This is a genomic window from Clostridium sp. E02, assembly GCF_003833015.1.
In the GTDB taxonomy this organism is placed as follows: Bacteria; Bacillota; Clostridia; order Lachnospirales; family Lachnospiraceae; genus Lacrimispora.
On the sequence record NZ_RJLQ01000009.1, the window covers coordinates 79880 to 100318 of the forward strand.

The 20439-nt window shown below is 38.3% G+C and carries 21 protein-coding genes; 3 read left to right on the top strand and 18 right to left on the bottom strand.

Going from position 1 to position 20439, the window contains the following annotated elements:
* Window positions 1-175 precede the first annotated feature (175 nt).
* The 3 genes from EFT72_RS08355 to wecB all read left to right on the top strand — a co-directional run bounded on the left by EFT72_RS08355 (window position 176) and on the right by wecB (window position 4211).
* On the top strand, window positions 176-1792 hold the full coding sequence (locus EFT72_RS08355) for a glycosyltransferase (protein ID WP_347561857.1): 1617 nt from the start codon (window positions 176-178) through the stop codon (window positions 1790-1792).
* Window positions 1789-3042, top strand: a complete 1254-nt coding sequence (locus tag EFT72_RS08360; protein ID WP_124066461.1) for a hypothetical protein — start codon at window positions 1789-1791, stop codon at window positions 3040-3042. Before EFT72_RS08355 ends, EFT72_RS08360 begins: the two co-directional genes overlap by 4 nt.
* 62 nt (window positions 3043-3104) lie before the next feature.
* Complete coding sequence (wecB, locus tag EFT72_RS08365; protein WP_124066462.1) at window positions 3105-4211, top strand: UDP-N-acetylglucosamine 2-epimerase (non-hydrolyzing); 1107 nt, start codon at window positions 3105-3107, stop codon at window positions 4209-4211.
* Window positions 4212-4294: 83 nt separating this feature from the next.
* Here wecB and EFT72_RS08370 read toward each other — a convergent pair whose 3' ends face one another.
* The 18 genes from EFT72_RS08370 to radC form a co-directional block, all read right to left on the bottom strand.
* Window positions 4295-4933 (bottom strand): cytidylate kinase-like family protein, encoded by a 639-nt coding sequence (locus EFT72_RS08370; protein ID WP_124066463.1) that lies wholly within the window; start codon window positions 4931-4933, stop codon window positions 4295-4297.
* A 93-nt stretch (window positions 4934-5026) separates the two neighbouring features.
* Window positions 5027-5941 (bottom strand): RluA family pseudouridine synthase, encoded by a 915-nt coding sequence (locus tag EFT72_RS08375; protein WP_124066464.1) that lies wholly within the window; start codon window positions 5939-5941, stop codon window positions 5027-5029.
* A complete protein-coding gene (lspA, locus tag EFT72_RS08380; protein ID WP_124066465.1) occupies window positions 5938-6456 on the bottom strand; it encodes a signal peptidase II in 519 nt (172 codons plus the stop codon). Before lspA ends, EFT72_RS08375 begins: the two co-directional genes overlap by 4 nt.
* A 10-nt stretch (window positions 6457-6466) precedes the next feature.
* Window positions 6467-7555: a 3-dehydroquinate synthase gene (gene aroB / locus EFT72_RS08385; RefSeq protein ID WP_124066466.1), complete on the bottom strand. Its 1089-nt coding sequence runs from the start codon at window positions 7553-7555 to the stop codon at window positions 6467-6469.
* Window positions 7556-7712: 157 nt separating this feature from the next.
* On the bottom strand, window positions 7713-8234 hold the full coding sequence (locus EFT72_RS08390) for a cell division protein SepF (RefSeq protein ID WP_124066467.1): 522 nt from the start codon (window positions 8232-8234) through the stop codon (window positions 7713-7715).
* A complete protein-coding gene (locus EFT72_RS08395) occupies window positions 8231-8935 on the bottom strand; it encodes a YggS family pyridoxal phosphate-dependent enzyme (RefSeq protein WP_124066468.1) in 705 nt (234 codons plus the stop codon). Before EFT72_RS08395 ends, EFT72_RS08390 begins: the two co-directional genes overlap by 4 nt.
* A 12-nt stretch (window positions 8936-8947) precedes the next feature.
* Window positions 8948-10387, bottom strand: coding sequence for an HlyD family efflux transporter periplasmic adaptor subunit (locus tag EFT72_RS08400; RefSeq protein WP_124066469.1), 1440 nt, complete (start codon window positions 10385-10387; stop codon window positions 8948-8950).
* A 179-nt stretch (window positions 10388-10566) separates the two neighbouring features.
* Window positions 10567-10986, bottom strand: a complete 420-nt coding sequence (locus tag EFT72_RS08405; protein WP_124066470.1) for a twitching motility protein PilT — start codon at window positions 10984-10986, stop codon at window positions 10567-10569.
* 89 nt (window positions 10987-11075) lie between these two features.
* Window positions 11076-12041, bottom strand: a complete 966-nt coding sequence (locus EFT72_RS08410; RefSeq protein ID WP_124066541.1) for a D-alanyl-D-alanine carboxypeptidase — start codon at window positions 12039-12041, stop codon at window positions 11076-11078.
* Between the two features lie 17 nt (window positions 12042-12058).
* Complete coding sequence (locus tag EFT72_RS08415) at window positions 12059-12454, bottom strand: methylglyoxal synthase (RefSeq protein WP_124066471.1); 396 nt, start codon at window positions 12452-12454, stop codon at window positions 12059-12061.
* Between the two features lie 16 nt (window positions 12455-12470).
* Window positions 12471-13595, bottom strand: coding sequence for an FtsW/RodA/SpoVE family cell cycle protein (locus EFT72_RS08420; RefSeq protein WP_124066472.1), 1125 nt, complete (start codon window positions 13593-13595; stop codon window positions 12471-12473).
* A 2-nt stretch (window positions 13596-13597) separates the two neighbouring features.
* A complete protein-coding gene (gene minE, locus EFT72_RS08425) occupies window positions 13598-13876 on the bottom strand; it encodes a cell division topological specificity factor MinE (protein WP_124066473.1) in 279 nt (92 codons plus the stop codon).
* Window positions 13877-13887: 11 nt separating this feature from the next.
* Window positions 13888-14679 carry a septum site-determining protein MinD gene (minD, locus tag EFT72_RS08430; RefSeq protein ID WP_124066474.1) on the bottom strand — a complete coding sequence of 264 codons (792 nt, stop codon included), beginning with the start codon at window positions 14677-14679 and terminating at the stop codon, window positions 13888-13890.
* 35 nt (window positions 14680-14714) lie between these two features.
* Complete coding sequence (locus EFT72_RS08435) at window positions 14715-15383, bottom strand: septum site-determining protein MinC (RefSeq protein WP_347561858.1); 669 nt, start codon at window positions 15381-15383, stop codon at window positions 14715-14717.
* 17 nt (window positions 15384-15400) lie between these two features.
* Complete coding sequence (locus tag EFT72_RS08440) at window positions 15401-18277, bottom strand: penicillin-binding transpeptidase domain-containing protein (protein WP_347561859.1); 2877 nt, start codon at window positions 18275-18277, stop codon at window positions 15401-15403.
* A complete protein-coding gene (mreD, locus tag EFT72_RS08445; protein WP_124066475.1) occupies window positions 18258-18776 on the bottom strand; it encodes a rod shape-determining protein MreD in 519 nt (172 codons plus the stop codon). The genes EFT72_RS08440 and mreD overlap by 20 nt, the downstream gene beginning before the upstream one ends.
* Before the next feature lie 14 nt (window positions 18777-18790).
* Window positions 18791-19696 (bottom strand): rod shape-determining protein MreC, encoded by a 906-nt coding sequence (gene mreC / locus EFT72_RS08450; RefSeq protein WP_124066476.1) that lies wholly within the window; start codon window positions 19694-19696, stop codon window positions 18791-18793.
* Window positions 19697-20392, bottom strand: a complete 696-nt coding sequence (gene radC / locus EFT72_RS08455) for a DNA repair protein RadC (protein ID WP_124066477.1) — start codon at window positions 20390-20392, stop codon at window positions 19697-19699.
* Window positions 20393-20439 lie beyond the last annotated feature (47 nt).

A 20439-nucleotide genomic window follows, 5' to 3' on the forward strand; every position in this document is an offset into this window, starting at 1 on the left:
TCGGCACTCATCAATCTCGAGTGCTAATAATATAAAAATGAATAGAGCTATTAAAAGTCACTTTTTATTAAAGTGGCTTTTGTTGTTTTTTTACTTATTATGTAATATTATCACGTTTACAATCGGTTATGTTAATCTTAAAAATACAAAAGAAAAAAGAGGTGATTTCAAATGGGTGACAAAAAAGTACCAGCAAAAAAAACGAAGAAAAAATAATAAAACAAAACGAAAGCGAGATGATCAATTGCAAAAGAAAAGGGTATTAATTGGCAGTCCGATTTATCAAAAGAAAGAGATTTTAGATGCATTTTTAAGGTCATTAAAAAACCTCAGAAGGAATACTATCACAATTGATTATATGTTTGTTGATGACAATGTCGATGATACATCCAGTCGTCTGTTAGCTGACTTTGAAAGAGAAGAATCAGATGTGATTATTATTCGTGGCAAGGGTTTGGGAATTTATGAGTGTAATGAAGATTCCCATCTATGGAACGATGACTTAATGTTTAAAGTGGCAAATTATAAAAATCATATTATTCAGTATGCAATCGATAACAACTATGATTATTTGTTTTTTGTGGATTCCGATCTGATTTTGCATCCTAATTTGATTGAGCATCTAAAGGCGAAAAATAAGGATATAATTTCTGAAATATTTTGGTCTCAATGGCATAAAGACAGACCTTTTGAGCCAAATGTTTGGCTGTTTGATGAATATGATTTAGTTCCCAAGAGACTCGGGGAAGTCTTAAGTGATAACGAGAAGGAAATACGGCAAACTAAGTTTTTAAATCAGCTTAGGATACCAGGTGTATATGAAGTAGGTGGTTTGGGAGCTTGCACATTATTAAGCATAGCTTCATTGGTAAAAGGCGTAAGCTTTAAGTTAATAAAAAATCTGACCATACATGGGGAAGACAGGTTTTTCTGTATACGTGCAGCGGTACTTGGCGTGGACCTTTTTGTTGATACGTCTTATCCAGCCTACCATATTTATAGAGAGCAAGACTTGGCTGGAGTTCAAGATTATGTAGATGACTGCGAAGCTGACCTTGCCTTCGTACGTCGATATAAAGAAGAGGGAAATAAAATCACTCTTTCCATGATAGTGAAAAACGAAGCCGGACGTTATTTGAAACAGGTTTTAGAAAGTTTAATCGGTTTTATTGATGAGGCTGTGATCATAGATGATGCAAGCTGTGATGATACGATTGATATGTGTAGAACTATATTAAAAGATGTCCCAGTGCATATTATTCAAAATGATAATTCCATGTTTGCGAGTGAGGTAGAACTCAGAAAAAAACAATGGAATGAAACTGTAAAGACAAACCCTGATTGGATTTTAAACCTTGATGCTGATGAGATAATAGAAAAGCGTTTTTGGCAAGACGCACAAAAGCTCATCAATAACCCGGACTATGATTTTTATTGCTTTCGACTATATGATATGTGGAATAAAACTCATTATAGAGAGGATGAATATTGGAATGCGCATAGTATTTATAGGCCCTTTTTAATGAGATATCAACCTGATTTTAAATATATATGGAATGAAACAGCACAACATTGCGGAAGATTTCCTATCAATACGTTTTCCTTTCCAAATGCAACATTAGAATTTAGAGTAAAACATCTTGGATGGGCAACGACAGCTGACCGAGAAGAAAAGTATAAACGGTATCAGCTGTTAGATCCAGGTGCAATATTTGGAAATAAGGAACAGTATGATTCAATCCTAGATATCAACCCGAATCTTGTGAAATGGGATGAGGATCAAAAGATATGAAAATAGAAAAAAAGAAGATAAATGTTGGCGTTGGTTTTGTAACAGGAAGAAAGAATTTTAAAAATGTAGTAAAAACATATATCGATAACTGGAATGAGTCTGGACTCATAGACAATAAAAAAATAGCGGTTAACCTGTTTGTTGCCTACGACCTAAAGTATTACAGGACAAAAGTGAGTGATTATAAAATCACTGACGATGAAATACTAACATTGGTGGATTCCGCTTATTATTTAGGAAATTCAGCAATAACAAATGAAGTGCAGGATTTGGTCGAAAAAGGTGTTATCACTTTAAAAGAGGCGAAACTGATCTTTGGTGAAGGTTATGCGATGAAAAGAAATGCGGTATTATATTTTGCTTTAAAAAACAAAATGGACTATCTCATTTTCCTTGATGATGATGAATATCCGATCGCTACGATTAAAATCAATAACAGCATTGTTTGGAAAGGCCAGGAGGTCTTATCAACGCATATTAACAATATTAAATATGCGGATATGACACATGGATACCATTGTGGTTATATTTCCCCGATTCCTCAGTTTGAATTTAACGAAAAGCTTTCTGAAGATGAGTTTAGAATATTTATTGAGTCCATAAGCAATGATATTATTAATTGGAATTCTATAAAAGAAAAGATAAAGGATGGCGGTGTTACTTATGCTGACCTTGATGTTATTAATAACAATACGGTTGAAATGGTGAAGGAAGTAAACGGAATGAAATTTATTTCGGGTGCTAATCTGGGCTTCAACCTTAAAAATCTCGACAAATTATTTCCGTTTTATAACCCACCGGGTGCAAGAGGCGAAGATACTTTCTTAAGTACCTGCATTGGTGTATGTAATATCAGAAAAGTACCTTGCTATACCTTCCATGATGGTTTTTCTAATTATGAGCATTTACTTCTAGGAGTTCTTCCTAATAAATTAAAGGCTTTGAAAGCGGATTCAGGTGTTGTTACAACAAGATTTTTAAAAGCTGCAAAGGGCTGGATTAGATATAAGCCGCTTTTGCTTTATATTACACAAAGAGATAATTATGAATCTGAAATCAAAAAAATGAAAGAAGACTTGTCTTTCGTTATTCCAAAAATCTGTAATTATTTTGGTAATGAGGAATTTAAAAGTATATTAGATGAGCTTGAATTTTATCATACACATGTAGAACAACATTATAGAGATTTTGAAAATACAAAAGCTGCATGGTTGAAGATAATTAAGTACCTAAAGATGAAAGAAATATAACGAAAAACAAATCAGATTTAAGTGACATATGATCTGACAATTTAAAAGGAGCGAATAGTAGAATGAAAACTATCATGCTGGTTTTTGGTACACGCCCGGAGGCAATTAAGATGTGCACTTTGGTCAATGAATTGAAATCACGAAAGAATATTAAAATAATCGTTTGTGTAACGGGCCAGCATCGCCAGATGCTGGATCAAGTATTGACGGTTTTTAATGTAATACCTGATTATGATTTATCGATTATGCAGGATAATCAGACACTATTTGATATAACAAACAACATTCTAGATCGTATTAAAGGTATTTTAGAAGAAGTCAATCCTGATGTTGTATTAGTTCATGGTGACACATCTACTACTTTTGCAACTGCCCTGGCCTGCTATTATTTGCAGATTCCAGTTGGGCATATTGAGGCGGGACTTCGGACTTATAATATTTTCTCACCATATCCTGAAGAATTTAATCGTCAGGCAGTCGGGATAATAGCAATGTATCATTTTGCACCGACAGAATTATCTAAAAATAACTTGATTCAGGAAGGCAAAGCCCCATCAACAGTTTATGTGACTGGAAACACGGCGATTGATGCACTCAATACAACGGTGAATGAGGACTATACTCATGAACAGCTTACATGGGCAAAAAACAGCAGACTCATCTTGTTGACTGCTCATCGAAGGGAAAATCTTGGAGAACCACTTAACAACATGTTCAGAGCAATAAAAAGAATTGTTGATGAGACGCCAGATATCAAGGTACTTTATCCAATACACATGAATCCAGTGGTAAGGGAAACTGCCAATTCGATTTTGGGCAATCATGATAGAATAAGAATAATTGAACCATTCGAAGTTTTAGATTTTCACAATTTTCTTTCAAGATGTTATTTAATCTTAACGGATAGTGGTGGGATACAAGAAGAAGCTCCCAGTCTTGGTAAGCCTGTTCTGGTTATGCGTGATACAACAGAACGACCCGAGGGGATAGCCGCCGGCACTTTAAAACTGGTGGGAACAGATGAAGAAGTAATCTATAAGACATTTAAACAGCTCCTTGATGATAAAGCAGAGTACGAAAAAATGAGTCAATCAAGTAATCCATATGGTGATGGGCATGCAAGTAAAAAAATAGCTGATATCCTGGAGCATATATTGGGCATTACGTAAAAAAGACTAAATCTTTATTAAGGAACTTATAGCAAAGAAGATATCTTCAATTGAAGATACCTTCTCTTAACCTTTGTTTATTATTAATTTTGCTTTTTCCACTCCATCTTTGCTTCTGCAAATGCTTTAAGGAGGGACGCTGCATTCTCAATGCCGACTGAGCTTCGGTTAATACACACATCATAACTTTTTACATCGCCCCATTTTTTACTGGAGTAATAGTTATAGTAGTTGGAACGCTTTTTATCCGTCTTTCCCATAAGTTCTTTTGCTTTTGCATCATTAATCTGATAGAGATCTTTTAAAGATTTTATTTTATCTTCTTCCTCTGCACTAATAAAAACAGATATCAAATTAGGATATTCAGCCAGTGCATAGTCCGCACACCTACCCACGATTACGCAAGATTCCTGATCCGCCAGTTGTTTAATTGTATCAAACTGTGCCAAAAATATCTTATGGTCGATTGGCATATCTAACGCTCCCGAACCTGACAATCCTACGGAATATGTATCCATTACCAGAGAATATAAAAAGCTATTTGTTGGTCTTTCATCATGTGTTTGGAATAACTCTTCGGATAAACCGCTGTTTTTTGCTGCAAGTGTCAGTAATTCCTTATCGTAACATTTTACTCCGAGTCGTTCTGCTAACTTTTGTCCAATGACCTTTCCAGAACTCCCACATTGTCTTCCTATGGCAATCACTAAGTTTCCACTCATTCCGATCGCTCCTTCCAATTATCTTATATCTCTATTATACAACCAATTGTCAGAAAAATCCACAAAAAAGAGTCTGACATTCTAGACATTTGTCTAGGTAGTTCGTAATTTTCTTAAAAGGTCCGAAAAATATTCTGGCAAAGGAGCATGAAATTCCATATACTCTCCACTCCGGGGATGGATAATACCCAATACTCCTGCATGGAGGGTTTGACCGGTCAGATGATACGGAGACTTCATGGGACCATAGACGGCATCTCCCAGAAGGGGATGTCCAATGCTCGCCATGTGAACGCGAATCTGATGGGTCCTTCCTGTTTCCAACTGACATTCTACATAGGTAAACTGTTTTAAGTATTCCAAAACCCGATAATGAGTGATGGCATTCTTGCCATTTTTCTGATTGATACTCATTTTTTTACGATCTACTGGGTGACGCCCAATGGGAGCATCAACGATTCCCTCCTCGCACTTCACAACTCCGTGTACAATAGCATAATACTTTCGGGTAATGGTATGTTCTTTTAACTGGTTTGCAATGGATTGGTGTGACATGTCATTTTTACATACAATAAGAACGCCGGTAGTATCCATATCAATTCGATGGACAATTCCCGGTCGCATGACTCCATTTATTCCTGACAAATCACCTCTGCAATGATCCATTAAACCATTCACTAATGTACCAGTGTAGTGTCCTGCGGCCGGATGAACCACCATACGTTTTGGTTTATTAATCAGAATAATATCTTTATCTTCATACAGGATATCTAACTTCATCTCCTCCGGTTCAATCTCCGGCTCCCTGGCTTTTGGAATGGTAACCTGTATCCGATTCCCAGTCGTTACTTTATAATTGCTTTTTACAGGAAGACCATCTACCAGGATCTCTTCTTCCTTCAACAGTTTTTGAAAATAGGAGCGTGATATATCTGCGCAGCGTTCTGACAAATAACGATCAATGCGGATACCCGTATCTTCTGCTTCAACGATATATTCCTGACTCAATCCATTCCCTCCTTCTTCTTAAAAGACAAATAGGCAAGATCCTCTTCTTTGTAGTAAAATAGAAACATAAAGAGAAAAACTGTCATGGAAATCGTAACATAGCAGTCTGCTACATTAAAGATGGGGAAATCAATTAGTTTAAAATATAAAAAATCAACGACATATCCTCTTATAAAACGGTCAATCATATTTCCTACAGCACCAGCAGATAAAAACATAGCAATTAGGTGAAGAGGCATGTACTTACGATTTGCAGGCATTCTTATCACTGCGAATACTGCCGCTGATAAAACTACAATCGCAACGAAAAGAAAAAAGAATTGTTTTCCCTGCAGCATTCCAAATGCTGCTCCTCTATTTTCAGAATAATAAAATTCAAACACATCTTTCACCACTGGCTGAGGTGACTGGCCCATTAAATGTTTAACTGCAAGTAATTTGGTCCACTGATCCAATAAAATGGCAACTAAAAAACCAATCAAAAGACCAAATGTTAGTTTTGCTTTTTGTTTCATGTAATTCTCCTTAAGTTAAAATATAGGAAAGCCCGTTCTTCATCTCTTCCTCTGTAACAGTATGGTCGATACAAGCGCATCCAATCTGCTCTAAGAGTATGAAGCGAATGGTTCCAGCTTCCATCTTTTTGTCATTTTTTGTTGCATCAATAATTTCTTCTAAAACCAACCCGGATACCGTAACGGGCATTTCGAACTGTTTCATCACAGTGGTAAGAATTGTAAGCTCTTTTTCTGAGATCACCCCTCTATGAACAGAGATTGACATGGCAGCAAGCATTCCAAGTCCAACACAGTGTCCGTGCATAAGTGAAAAGTTTGAAAGTTTTTCAACTGCATGTCCCAACGTATGACCGAAATTTAACAGGGCACGTTCTCCCTGCTCGGTCGGGTCTTTTTCAACAACATCCTTTTTAATATGATTGCTGATCATAACCATCTCACCCAAAGTTTCCAAATCCCGGCTTTTAATCTGGTCTACATGATCCAGTAACCACTGATAATAAGAAGCATCTTTAATTAATCCATGTTTTATGATTTCACCCATACCAGATGAGAACTGCGGATTGGAAAGGGTTTTTAATGCGGATATATTGGAGTATACTAATTGTGGCATATGAAAGGCTCCAACCATATTTTTATAAGAATCAAAATCAACTCCAGTTTTCCCCCCTATGCTCGAATCAACCTGAGATAAAAGAGTGGTTGGAACCTGGATAAAGGATACCCCTCGAAGATAAGTGGCAGCTGCATATCCACAGAGATCACCAACAACCCCTCCACCCAAAGCCAATAAATAATCATGTCGGTCATATTTCTTCTGAATGAGTGCTTCATACACATTTCGTACCGTGTCCAGATTTTTACTTTCTTCTCCTGCCGAAAATACAAAATGATCGATCTGAAAGAAACAACTAGAGACTGCCTTTTCCACCTGTTCCAGATAAAGAGGAGCTACATTGGAATCGGTAATGATTAAAACTTTATGTTTCCCGGAAACTTTTTTTTTGATTTCCTCTATTAGAGGATCAAATGATCGTTCTATCACGATATCATAAAGAAAAGCACCATCTTTTTGAACTGCGATTCTATTTTCCATGATGTTTATCCTCCCGTGTTTTTGAATTCTCCTTATTATGGAAGAAAGCAAACAGTTTTCCACTCTCCTCCCGCAACACATCAGCAGGAGAAGATTAAATAGGAAAAACTGTCTGCTTGTACCATTTTAAAAAACTTATTCCCTTAAAACCGTTTCTTTACAGGCGCAAATTCATTCCACCCATATCCAGACTGCCACTGTTTAATAAATCCTGAAAATCACCGGATAATTCTACGGATTCAGGCGTTGCAATAAATATGTAGTTTGATATTTTCTGCAAATTGCCGTTCATAGAATAGGTTGCTCCAGACGTGAAATCAATAATTCTCTGAGCCACTTCCGTATGGATTCCTTCCATATTTAAAACAACCGCTTTCCCAGCCAGCATATGATCGCATATTTCCTTTGCATCTTCAATGGAAGTTGGCTTTATCATCGAAACCTCCATACCACGGTTCTGCTTCATCGGTACAACCTTGGGAGAACGTGACAGGAATCGAGGTTTTTGCTGATAATCGTCTTCTTCATCGTAATATTCATCTTCTGTCCGTTTTGAAAAGAAGGGTTTCTTTGCGGTTTTGTCGTTATCCTCTTCATAATCGTCATCCAAATAGTAGTCGTCATCGTCATCTGTATCATTCAAGCGCATGCTATCCATCAGTTTGCCTAAAATGCTCATACTTCATTCTCTCCAATCTTATATCTTGTACCGAAAATACCGGTACCGACTCTTACTAGAGTAGAACCTTCTTCTATTGCAACTTCATAGTCTCCAGTCATACCCATTGAGAGCGTATCCATACTAACATTATCAATGTTTTTTGGTTGCATGTCAACATAAAATTGATTTAATTTTTTAAAAATATAACGATTTTCTTCCGCTTTTTCTACAAATGGTGCAATTGTCATGAGACCTTTTATCCGAATATGAGGAAATATGGCGATTTGACGGATAGCTTCCTCTACCTCTGACAATCGAAAACCGAATTTACTCTCCTCTTCCGCTACATTAACTTCTAGAAGAATATTTACTACCATATCTTTTTTCGCCGCTTCTTCTTCAATCTGGGAAGCCAGACGGAGAGAATCAACACTATGAATCAAAGAAACTTTATCGATTACCTGCTTCACTTTATTCCTTTGAAGATGTCCAATCATGTGAAAATGGATGTCAGAAGGAAGGATTTGATGCTTTTCGCAGAGTTCCTTTACTTTATTTTCACCAAAGTCACGAACCCCTTCTTCATAGGCTTCTGTTATCATAGCCGCCGGTTTCGTCTTGCTTACTGCAATCAGTGTTACTTCCTTCGGATCCCGCTCAGATCTCTGACATGCAGCTAACATACGGCGTCTAACTTCTCTCAAATTTTCATTTACCAAGTCATTCACCTCTTATTGATAGATTAACTCGCCTTCACTGACTGCTTCTGCATTCATTACGATGTGATCATACACACACAGTCCGTAGGGCATATTCTTTTTTACCGTATAGTATTCGTCATTCGACTTTAATATATCAATCTGTTTAAAGAGTGCATACCCTTTATTTATATTATATACCCCCTGTAGCGATTTACTTTCCCCAATTTGGTATCGATCAGTGGAATCAGGTTTTACAATATAATCACCGGCTTTTAATCCATTCTCCTTATTCATCTCAATATAATAATAGTCTCCCTCCGAATAATAGATTTCAGACGGAACAAATAAAACCGAAGTTCCAGAATCTGAATAAACTTCTTTGTTAAAGCCTTTATTCGAACTATCTCCACCCTGGGTCAGATAATCCATCGGAACCAAAAAAAAGTCTTTCTTTGTCACTGCTGTTGCAGGAATCTTTAGTCCCTCAACCCGATTAGATACAATCTCAAAATCGATATACCGCTCGGAAGCAAACTGTACCATATATTTATCAAACACTATTTCACCAAATGTTTTCCCATCCGTACCTTTCAAAGTAGAAAAATCACCGGAAGCTTTTAAATCATGACCTGAAAAATCCACCTTAAGTCTTGTTTTATCTTTATACTCTTCTATCTCCTCATCTGTCATAGGAAACAAGACGGACCACTTGTCAGATGTAATCACCTTATATACAGGAACCCCTTTTTCAATTAGTTTTCCAGAATTTATTATGCTTTTCTTATAGCTGCTTCGGTCGAATACAGCTTCGGAAATGGCAGAGGGATCAAATGTTTCATATGAATCCATTCCATATGAGATAACTCCTGCCTGATCTGACTTGACCTGTTTAAAATCAAGACCTTCCTGCCCCATTAGATCTTCTAAGTTGTCCAGAGCATTAAAATTCATATATTCCATAATCTGTGCTTCCAACGAATTCTTTGTATCATAGACAGATCGAAACTGATTGTTATCATAAGTAAGGCTGAATACGGTCAGCTGTTTTTTCAATTCTGAAAGATTTTCCGGATTTAATGACACACTGTCTTTTGAATGTTCTGCCAGAAATGAAGTAAAATCCCCCGTCTCATCGATGGAATAAATTCTGGTACCAAACGCGGCCCGCTTCCCTTCTCTGACGTAACAATTCACATAACCGGAGCGGTCTGCTGTCTTTACATCCTCCTGTCTTAGTATGATCCCAGTGTAATCTTTGTTATTTACAATACTGCCTTCTTGAACCTCATAAAACTGCACATTATCTTTGCGTAAATATGTAATCACACTAAACAGCATATAGACAAAAATCAGTGCAAAGATAATCATTCCAACATTGATATTAAGGGGCCGGCGATACCGGATAATCTTTTTGTTCTTTTTTTTAGGTACAGCCTTTTTACTTGGCTGCGGTGCCTTCTTTTTAGCCAACCTCACGCCTCCTTTCCCTTCTAAATATTATAAAAGGAAAACTCAAAAAATTCAAGCACAACAAAGAGCGTTATGATACTTTTGCATCTCCTGAAGCACTTATTATATAACAGGAATTTTGGAGGATGTTCTTGTTATATAAGAAAAGGGACTGTTTATCAGTCCCCGTAAATCTATGTTTATAATGAAACAATCACATCGGCCTTTGTTTTCTCAGGCAGATTCTCTGCATCCATAGAAACACTGAGAACAAAAGTTATATGATACTTTTCACCGATATTTTTCAAAGTTGCAATGGCATCAGAAATATCTTCCCCCTCAAGGCAGGCTAGCTTTAAAAAACTGTCAAAAAACATCATCTCCAAATCATGATCTTGAGATATGATACCACAGATAAAACCAATAAATCCTCCGCTAGATGCCAACGGATACTCATTCACATTGATGAGACGGACCTTGTTGCTCAATTCATACATATGCTTTGAGCTTTTATCCAAATACACGATAGAGCCTTTTGACTCTTTTACAGCGGAATTCGCTCTGTCTAACAGATGCTTTGTTTTCCCTTTTCCCTTTTTCCCTGCAATTATCTGCACCATAGCACTTTCCTCCTTGCGTTATACAATTTGTATAAAAAGTCTATTCATATCAATATAATAATAGTACAAATTCATAACAAAGGCAATAACTATTCTACAATTTTGTTCAGGATATTTGACATATTACGATACAACCCGTCATGGTTCGGAGCTTTTAATACAACCGAAATATATTCACGATTGGATGCGTCTAAACTTCCCATAATAAGACAGCTTCCCGCAGCCTGTGTGGTACCTGTTTTTCCACCCATCACGGTAAGTCCATTAGGTATTTGCCATTCACCAGTCAAATACCAGTTGGTATCTTTCCAAACGGCATTTATTTCTTTTCCTGAAGCATCCAGATAAACTGCATCGTATTTAGCAGTTCCAATGATTTTACGAAATTCCGGATACTTTAATGCTTCATTAAAAATCAAATATAAGTCGTAAGCAGTTGTATAATGATCCTCATCGTGAAGTCCGTGAGGATTCATAAAATGAGTCCCAGTCGCTCCAAGTTTAACGGCCTCTTCATTCATCAATTTCGCAAAGGGCTCTTCTCCTCCTGCGATGGAAACAGCGATCGCTGCTCCTGCATCATTCCCAGAAGGCAATAACAAACCATATAGAAGTTGTTCTAACGTAAGCTCATCCCCTGGTTTGATCCCACATAAACTAGCCCCTGACTCTGTAATGACAGCATCTTTCGTGACCGTAACCGTATCTGTCAGCTTCCCATACTTTAACGCCAAAAGCGCAGTCATAACCTTGGTAATACTCGCTGGATACAGTCGTTCAAATGGCTTTTCCACAAATAAGACAGTCTTATCTGAACGGTCAAATACCGCAGCAGCTTCTGCGGTTACTGTTAGATCTTGGTCCACGTTATCTTCAGTCACCACGCATAAATCGTGCGCAAAGGGTTCTGATTTACCAGCCGTTGTTGTAGACTGGTAAAGGGCAGTCCTTTTTGAGAATTCATAAGGATTATCAAGTTTATGCAGACCAGAGCAGCCCGTCAAGAATACTGTAAGTAAAATTATGCAGTCTGAGATTACAAAAACTTTTTTCATCACTGAATTTACCTCTGTTATTTATACATTTCGCGCCACTCTAAATCGCCTCGTTCTAAGGATTTGATTAACAATTCGGCCGTTGCCAAATTTGTAGCAAGCGGAATGTTATGCATATCACAAGTACTCATAATATTCACAACATCTGGTTCATGTATTTTTGGGGACAGCGGATCTCTTAGAAAAATAACCAGATCAATTTCGTTGTGTTCAATCTGCGATCCTAACTGCTGTTCTCCTCCTAAATGGCCGGCCAGATATTTGTGAACATTTAAATTCGTCACTTCTTCAATCAAACGACCTGTTGTACCTGTTGCATATAGCATATGTTTACTTAATACACCTCTGTACGCAATGCAGAAATTCTGCATGAGTTTTTTCTTGGAATCATGTGCAACTAATCCAACATTCATAATGATATACCTCCTTTTAATTACCGATTTTGCGTTGCAGTCCTACATTCAGCACCAGTCCCATACCTATAAAAATACTAACGAGAGAACTGGTTCCTGAACTAATAAACGGAAGTGGCAGGCCAGTGTTTGGGAATATTTGTGTAGCCACTGCTATATTAGCAAAAGCCTGAAATCCGATTAAAGCTGCCATACCGGTACAGATCAGTTTCCCGGACATATCTTTGGCTTTGGACGCCATATATAGACATTCAAATACAACCAGACCAATAAGAAGAATTACAATAACACTGCCTCGAAATCCCATTTCTTCACCGATAATTGCGAAGATAAAATCAGTTTGACCGGCCGATAAGAAATTCCCATCTTTGACCGAAGCTATCGTTGTATTAAAAAGTCCCTTCCCTTGAAGCTGTCCGGAACTGATTGCCATAATGGAGTTTTTTTGCTGATAAAGATTTTCCGCATACTGATCTGCATGGGGATAAATCCACGCCAGAATACGTCGTGCCTGATAGCCATGTATAAATGGAATGAGTCCTTTGGTCAGTAAATAGATGAAAAGGATACCGACTGGAACTGCAATCGCTAAAACACCGCCAATCCATCGGTAACTAATGCCAGCCGAGTATACCATACACAATATAATAACGGTAACGACAAGACTGGTAGATAGATTCGGTTCTGCTAAAATCAAGGCAATCGGGAAGGCTGCAAGACATGCAGCCACACCGACCATAACCGGTCTATTTATGTTTTCCTGATACTTGTTCCAAAACCAGGAAAAGAAAACGATCAATCCAATTTTCGCAAACTCAGATGGCTGTATTTGACCAATACCAGGTAGCTTAATCCATCTAGTTGCCCCTCCAGCCGTATGTCCCATTACTAATACTGCTCCAAGTAAAAGCAGACAAACTGCATAATCTAAGGCATAAAGTTTAACAATTTTACGATAGTCAATGAAGGAGCAACCAATTGCAACGGCAAAGCCCACCACGACACCGATAATCTGTTTCGTCACAGCATTAGAATTTTGGTTGGAGGCACTTGCCACCACCAAAACTCCGATTACGGATAGTGTAATCATATACAGCACTAATCGGTAATTATAAAATTTAAAATTGTAATCAGAAAACATAATTAGTATATCCCCTTGTCAGGTACATCACGAATTGGTATGTTCGCATAAAGTACCGGTGTAAAGCGCTCACAATCCGGCTGCTTCATCTTCTTCATCTGTATTTCTATTCTATCGGAATCAATATCCATGTATCTTGAGAATACACGAATCATATCGTCTTTTATCATCTGCATGATTTCAGGAGAACAGTCAGCCTTGTCCGCAACCAGCAAAAGTTTCAGACGATTTCTTGCAATTTCTCCTGAATTCTTCTTGCGGAAAATAGGAAACAAGCTCATATCAGCCCCCCCTATGCTCTCTTTAAGAGATGCGAAATTTTAAAAAGGAGGCCTTCTCGCACAGCGGGATTCTGTATTGGAATATTTTCTCCAACGATCCGCCTGCATACGTCCATATAAGCTTCTCCTGCCGGAGTGCCCATTCCAACAAGTGGTTCCCCCTGATTGGTGGAAATCACAATATCCTCATCATCTGGAATGGCGCCAACAATGTCTATGGCGAGTATATCCATAACATCATCCAATGACATCATATCTCCTCGCTTGACCATGTCTGCACGGATCCGGTTAACAATTAGCTCAATACTCCCCATGTCAGCCGCTTCCAAAAGACCAATGATCCGGTCCGCATCTCGAATCGCTGAAACTTCAGGTGTCGTAACTACGATGGCTCTGTCCGCACCTGCGATTGCGTTTTGAAAACCTTGTTCAATTCCCGCTGGGCAATCCAAAAGAATATAATCAAAATCTTCTCTTAAATCTTCCACCAGTTTGACCATCTGTCCCGGGGTGACGGCTGTCTTGTCCCTCGTTTGGGCGGATGGCAATAAAAATAAGTTTGGGTATCTTTTGTCTTTTATCAGGGCCTGCTTCATACGGCAGTTACCTTCAACTACATCTACTAAATTGTAGACAATGCGGTTTTCTAAACCCATCACAACATCTAGGTTTCTCAGTCCGATATCAGTATCAATCAGAACTACTTTTTTCCCCAGTATTGCCAGGCCTGTACCAACATTAGCTGAAGTTGTCGTCTTGCCAACCCCGCCTTTTCCAGAAGTGATTACGATAATCTCACTCATACCATATCCTCCTGATTTTTATACCTTATACCATTTTACCTTAATTTTCGGAATATTTCCACACTTTTTTTCATTGGTTTAATTAAGACTTTATTACGATCAAAAAAAGCTTTCATCGGACCACGTCCCAAACGCTTTCCGCGTCCGTCAAGACCAGAGGTACAATCAGCAATTCTTAGCTGGGTCGGAGCCATATCAAGAGCAGTTATCAAAGCTCCCGTATTCCCTGCCACACCCGCACAAACTGTGCCGGATAATTTTCCAAGGACAATGACATTTCCTTTTGCCAGTACCTTTGCTCCTTTTTGAACATCTCCAATGATTACAATACTTGCTTCTGATTCTAAAGTCTCTCCGCTTTGTAAATTACCCTTAAAAAACTGCCCGGTTTGGCTGGACAATTCCATTAGTTTTTCATTCAGTGCTTTTTCACAACGTTCGATCCGATTCACATCTGTATCGACCAGACAGATAATCTCAACATTGGAATTTTCCGTAATCTGGTTAATAATTGCTAATTCTTCTTCGGAAGTCACTTCCCTGCCTTCTAGAGTCAGAGTCATTTGTGCAGATCCCCAGAATTTCGAATGATCCCCAAATTTTTTCCCAATATTAGATAGAAGCTCAGGGAAAGGGATATCCGGATCCAGGATGACAGTCATACCTGCTCGATTGCTTTTAATGACTACAGTATTATGCATCATATCACCTCTTATCCTCGTTAATCGCGAATATTGACCTTCGCCGCATCCAGAGCCCCCGCATTTACAATCGATTTTAAGTCAATATAGCCGTAATAATATTTGTAGACATTTTTTGCTATATTGGCTGCATTGGAAGATGAATAGCCATACGGTATATTCACAGTAACACAGATCTCCGGATTGTCATATGGCGCATAAGAAATAAAGAACGCATGATTGGGTTTATTACGAGCTTCTTGGGCGGTGCCCGTCTTACCTGCAATCTCCACTTCAAGGTCTGTAAACAGCCTTTTTGTTGAACCATTTGCAATCACTTTTCTCATTCCCTGTTGTACAGTATCCCACGTTAATTCCGTCGCGTCAATATGAGAAGAAATCTTAGGGGTATAATCTTTGATCAGATTGCCTTCAGAATCCGTTGTTTTATCCAAAAGACTGAGTTCAAATACAGTCCCTCTGTTGGCGATTGCCGCCACATACCTGGACAACTGGACATTCGTATAAGCATGACTCCCCTGTCCCATAGCAGAACGTTCCGGTGCTTCCTTTGAAATCTGTGGATCCAGCTCCGGTATCTCCACTCCAGACTTATGATCCAGTCCAAACATAGCTGCGTATTTACGCAATGATTTCAGACCCAAATCCGGAGAGTATCCCCCTGTTCCATCTGTGGAAAGACGATGCCCTAAGTCTGCGAAAAAATAATTACAAGAATTTTCAATCCCCTCAGTAATCGTTAAAGGACCGTGTTGGCCAGAATAGATCCAACATTTGATTGGCGGTTCTACATCCATATAAATTCCTGTACAATCTATTTTTTCATCCACAGCTATGGCATGTTCTTCTAATGCGGCTACCGCAGTAATCGGCTTAAATGTTGATCCTGGTGCTTTCCTTGTCTGCGTTGCATTATTATAAAGAGGAAGGGATAAATCAGCTTGCAGCTGGCTGAAATAGGTCCCCTCACCAATCCGGTTACTATCATAGCCCGGGTAAGATACAAGGGCAAGAACTTCTCCTGTTTTGTCATTGGTTACCACCACTCCAGCATTGCAAGGTGGAAGAGCTAATTGTGCTGGAGTTATCTCTAAAGTAGATAATTTTTTTAAGAGAAAAGAATAGGCATCACCGGTTGCTCTTAGTCGTGCTGCATCCCGATCCTCACCGCTTAATACCCCCTGATCATATAATGCAAGACAAAGCTCCTGACCTGTTATCACATCATTATTGATCAAATATCGATATATCTTTTTTGTAAAATCTCTGTCCTTCTCCAACTGATCAAGCGTATATTGTACCAACGCTTCAAAGGTATCATCTGCACTCGTGTACTTGGTGTTGGTTTCAAACTTAGTCGTGTTCACCCAGCCACTTGCAATCCCATAATAAAAATAATCTCTCAGACTAATCTCATCTGTTTTCCACGCCTGATAGTAGGGACTTGATGTATCAATGGCATCTTCTTTTACAACCCCAACCGTAGGACTAGACAAATAACTATAGATAAAAAACATATATGCTTTCTTATCTTCTGGAAGATCCTTCATACGAGTGGAATGAGCGTTCATTAACTCATTACGCAGATCAGAGAAAATCTGTTTTTTAGAATCCAGATATTTCCGGTATATTAGTTTCTCCATTTGTGATGCATCCTCTGATTCAATTTCTTTTAGAGACAACACATTATTATTAATAAGTTGGAAGTACGCATCTTTAACAGGAATTTTCATTTTAGAGCCGTCTGTGGTTCCATTTGCCTTTTCGTCACTATTCACAATGGTTTTAATTAGAATTCCTGCTAACGATTGCTCTATCAAATGATAAACTCCTTTTTGCAGATCTAAATCCAGAGTCAGATATACATCATTCCCAGCTCGAGAATCCCTTTCAGCCTTCGTTTCCCGAATTCTGCCTACATTATCTTTGTAAATTGTCTTACTGCCCTTATACCCCTGCAGTTCCAGCTCCATCGTCGATTCGATTCCTGTTCTTCCAATGATATCGTTTATAACATAATCGTCTCTACGCTCTTTTAGACTCTCAAGCTGATCCTCTGGCACTCTTCCAGTATAACCAATGACTGGAGCAAATGGTATGCTGTCATTATACGCCCGAATTGTTGTTTCCTCTACATTAACACCCTGTATCTCACCAATATGCTCTAGAATATCAGCAACGGTTTCATCCGTTACTTGAGACGCAATTGTAGTGGCTTCGTATTTACGGTAAAACATGAGTTTCAAAGCATATTTGATATTAATAATATCCAGCGCTTCCTGATCTGTAAGAGAGAGGGGATGTCCATTCAAATCCTTAAATTCAGTCAAACCATTTTTCTCACAAGCTTGATCAAATAATTCTTTTGCACGAATATTAGAAGGATATTTTCCACTCTCATCGTCTAGATCTTCTACTCTTTTCAGTCCATAGTAATCCCTTAAGAAACGTTTTCTGGATAATTCCGAAGAAGAGGTATATACCATATCTCCGTTTGGATCCAGTGCAATTTCAAATTTCCCCTCTACGCTCTCCCCATGTTTTTCCAAAATCTGAACTAGTTTTAAAATCATATTATTTTTTTCAATGGGACTGTTATATTCACCCATATCCTGTATGGTGACGGAATATGCCAACTTATTATAAGCCAGAATCTTTCCATCCCTATCGTAAATATTCCCTCTGGTACCTGCTGTAGTAATTGTTTTTTCTGTAAGCTGAAGGTAATCATTCTGTGCCTTTTCCCCGTTGATAATCTGCATATCAAAAAGTTTGTGGATCAATCCTGAATACAAAAACAAACAGATAATTCCAAGAATCATTAGTCTTGAAGAAAGGGTCTTGTTCATTAACTCTTTCATGATTTCCAATAAATCCTTAAACAATAGTAGAGTCACCCCTTTTTTCTTTCTCCTCCAAATGACGGTTTGCAATTAAAAACAATCGATATAGGAGAAGCGTTATCACAATAGTAAAAATAATCTCTGGCAAAACTAAGTTTATAAAATAATATCCAATATTCAGTTTTTGACGAATCAGGAACCGGAATATATAGATATACAGATTGTAGGCCAGTTCATTCACTACACTTAATATAAGAGGCAGAGTAATATAGTCTTCATAATAATATTTAGAACAGATTCCATTGACATAACCAACATAAACAAAAATTAAAGTGTAAAACCCAAAAGGTCCGCTGTAAAAAAGATCCATTAACAATCCGGATAACAGTCCATAGTACATTCCAGATTCTTTTCCATAAATAAATCCAAAAGAAAAGGTAAGGATCAAAAGCAGATTCGGAGCCGCCGAAAGAAATGGTAGCAGCGGAAATATACAGTTTTGTATGGTAAATGCCAGAACAATCAGCAATACATTGAATACAATCCGTTTCATATGACTCCTTTTCGTTATTGAGTAACGCTTTCATTCTCAGAGGTTTTCGTCTGTTCCCCTTGTGCTTTATCCGAAGAATCCTCTTCTGTCATCGTGTCTGCTTTTAACTGAGTAATCACAAGCACTTCCTGAAGACTGTCAAATTGAGCAGCTGGAATCAAATATCCAGATTTCGTTACATTATTTGAATCATTGGTAATATCGGCCGCATAGCCAACCAAAATTCCAGGAAGAAATACGGAACTGATATTGGAGGTTACGATTTTATCTCCATCTTTTAGATCACTCTCTTTTAATACATTGGTAATACGCAGTCTTCCTTCTTTAAAAAGAGTCAAATCTCCGGCTATAATACAACTATCACCAGATTGCATAGCCATCCCACTGACACGACTAGAATCGTCAATAATGGAACGAACCGTAGCATAATTTGCACCTACATCGGTAACAATACCAACCAAGCCTCCACCTGCCACTACATTCATATCAACCGCAATTCCATCTTTGGAACCTTTGTCAATTCGAAATATTTGGAACCAGTTACTGGAATCATTGGCAATTACGCGGGCACCCACTTTTTGATAATGACTATAATCCTGATCCAAATTATAAAGTTCCCGTAGTCGCTTTAATTCAAATTCTTCTGACTGAAGTCTTGTGTTTTCTTCTGTCAACTGTGTGATGATATCCTTCATCTCTTTGTTTTCATCCAATGCATTTTTCAGTTTTGAATAATCAATGATTTCATCATAAATGGCCGATCCGACTGAATTAACCCCTGATTGTACTGGGATTAAAAAATATCCAACTCCAGTCCGCAAGGGTGCCAGCCATTCATCATGAATCGAAGTTAGTCCGATTAACAGGACACAAAATACGGTTAAAGCAATAAGAACATATTTACTGCGCTTTGATTCCATCTATAAGATTCCCCGTTCTTTTAAACTAATATAGGTATTATCTCCTATAATTATATGATCCAGTAACTGGATTCCAATTAAGTCTCCGGCTTCTTTGACCCTTTGAGTAAGGCACAGATCTGCCCTGCTCGGCGAAGGATCTCCGCTGGGATGATTATGAACAAGTACCAGGCTTACCGCATGATATTTTACAGCCTCAATAAAAATCTCTCTGGGCGAAACTACAGAAGTATTCACCGTTCCCTGAGAGATTAACACATCTCGGATCATCGCCCCTTTCGTATTCAAAAGCATAATATAGACAAGCTCCTGTTCCTTATGGCGGATCTCTTCAATGTAATAATTAGCAATATCGAGCGGGCAGGTAAAGGTTGCAAAATCCACACGTGCCATTCGTCTCCAGATTCGTCTGGAAAGTTCTCCAACGCATAAAAGCTGCGCCCCTTTCACCCTTCCTATGCCTTTCACCTCCATAAGTTCCTGCATGGAAAGATGCAAAAGCCCTAAAATACCCTCCTGGGGATAGTTTAAGGCCAGTATCTTATGTGCCAATGCCAAAGAATTGTCCTCTCTGGAACCCGTGCGGATCACAACAGACAAAAGTTCCGCATCACTGAGACCACCCGGTCCATCCTTTAAACATTTTTCACATGGGCGTTCCTCTAATGGAATATCTTTCATTGTTATACGTTCCATATGCCTCCTACCGTTACTCTCCAGATACGAATAAAGGCATATGTATG

What these genes read in the sequence shown, in the direction of transcription:
- EFT72_RS08435 (WP_347561858.1), bottom strand. Translation starts at nt 15,383, where the DNA reads ATGATGCATAATACTGTAGTCATTAAAAGCAATCGAGCAGGTATGACT.
- radC (WP_124066477.1), bottom strand. Translation starts at nt 20,392, where the DNA reads ATGGAACGTATAACAATGAAAGATATTCCATTAGAGGAACGCCCATGT.
- EFT72_RS08370 (WP_124066463.1), bottom strand. Translation starts at nt 4,933, where the DNA reads ATGAGTGGAAACTTAGTGATTGCCATAGGAAGACAATGTGGGAGTTCT.
- wecB (WP_124066462.1), top strand. Translation starts at nt 3,105, where the DNA reads ATGAAAACTATCATGCTGGTTTTTGGTACACGCCCGGAGGCAATTAAG.
- EFT72_RS08415 (WP_124066471.1), bottom strand. Translation starts at nt 12,454, where the DNA reads ATGAATGTTGGATTAGTTGCACATGATTCCAAGAAAAAACTCATGCAG.
- aroB (WP_124066466.1), bottom strand. Translation starts at nt 7,555, where the DNA reads ATGGAAAATAGAATCGCAGTTCAAAAAGATGGTGCTTTTCTTTATGAT.
- EFT72_RS08410 (WP_124066541.1), bottom strand. Translation starts at nt 12,041, where the DNA reads ATGAAAAAAGTTTTTGTAATCTCAGACTGCATAATTTTACTTACAGTA.
- minD (WP_124066474.1), bottom strand. Translation starts at nt 14,679, where the DNA reads ATGAGTGAGATTATCGTAATCACTTCTGGAAAAGGCGGGGTTGGCAAG.
- EFT72_RS08420 (WP_124066472.1), bottom strand. Translation starts at nt 13,595, where the DNA reads ATGTTTTCTGATTACAATTTTAAATTTTATAATTACCGATTAGTGCTG.
- EFT72_RS08390 (WP_124066467.1), bottom strand. Translation starts at nt 8,234, where the DNA reads ATGAGCATTTTAGGCAAACTGATGGATAGCATGCGCTTGAATGATACA.
- minE (WP_124066473.1), bottom strand. Translation starts at nt 13,876, where the DNA reads ATGAGCTTGTTTCCTATTTTCCGCAAGAAGAATTCAGGAGAAATTGCA.
- EFT72_RS08360 (WP_124066461.1), top strand. Translation starts at nt 1,789, where the DNA reads ATGAAAATAGAAAAAAAGAAGATAAATGTTGGCGTTGGTTTTGTAACA.
- EFT72_RS08405 (WP_124066470.1), bottom strand. Translation starts at nt 10,986, where the DNA reads ATGGTGCAGATAATTGCAGGGAAAAAGGGAAAAGGGAAAACAAAGCAT.
- lspA (WP_124066465.1), bottom strand. Translation starts at nt 6,456, where the DNA reads ATGAAACAAAAAGCAAAACTAACATTTGGTCTTTTGATTGGTTTTTTA.
- mreC (WP_124066476.1), bottom strand. Translation starts at nt 19,696, where the DNA reads ATGGAATCAAAGCGCAGTAAATATGTTCTTATTGCTTTAACCGTATTT.
- mreD (WP_124066475.1), bottom strand. Translation starts at nt 18,776, where the DNA reads ATGAAACGGATTGTATTCAATGTATTGCTGATTGTTCTGGCATTTACC.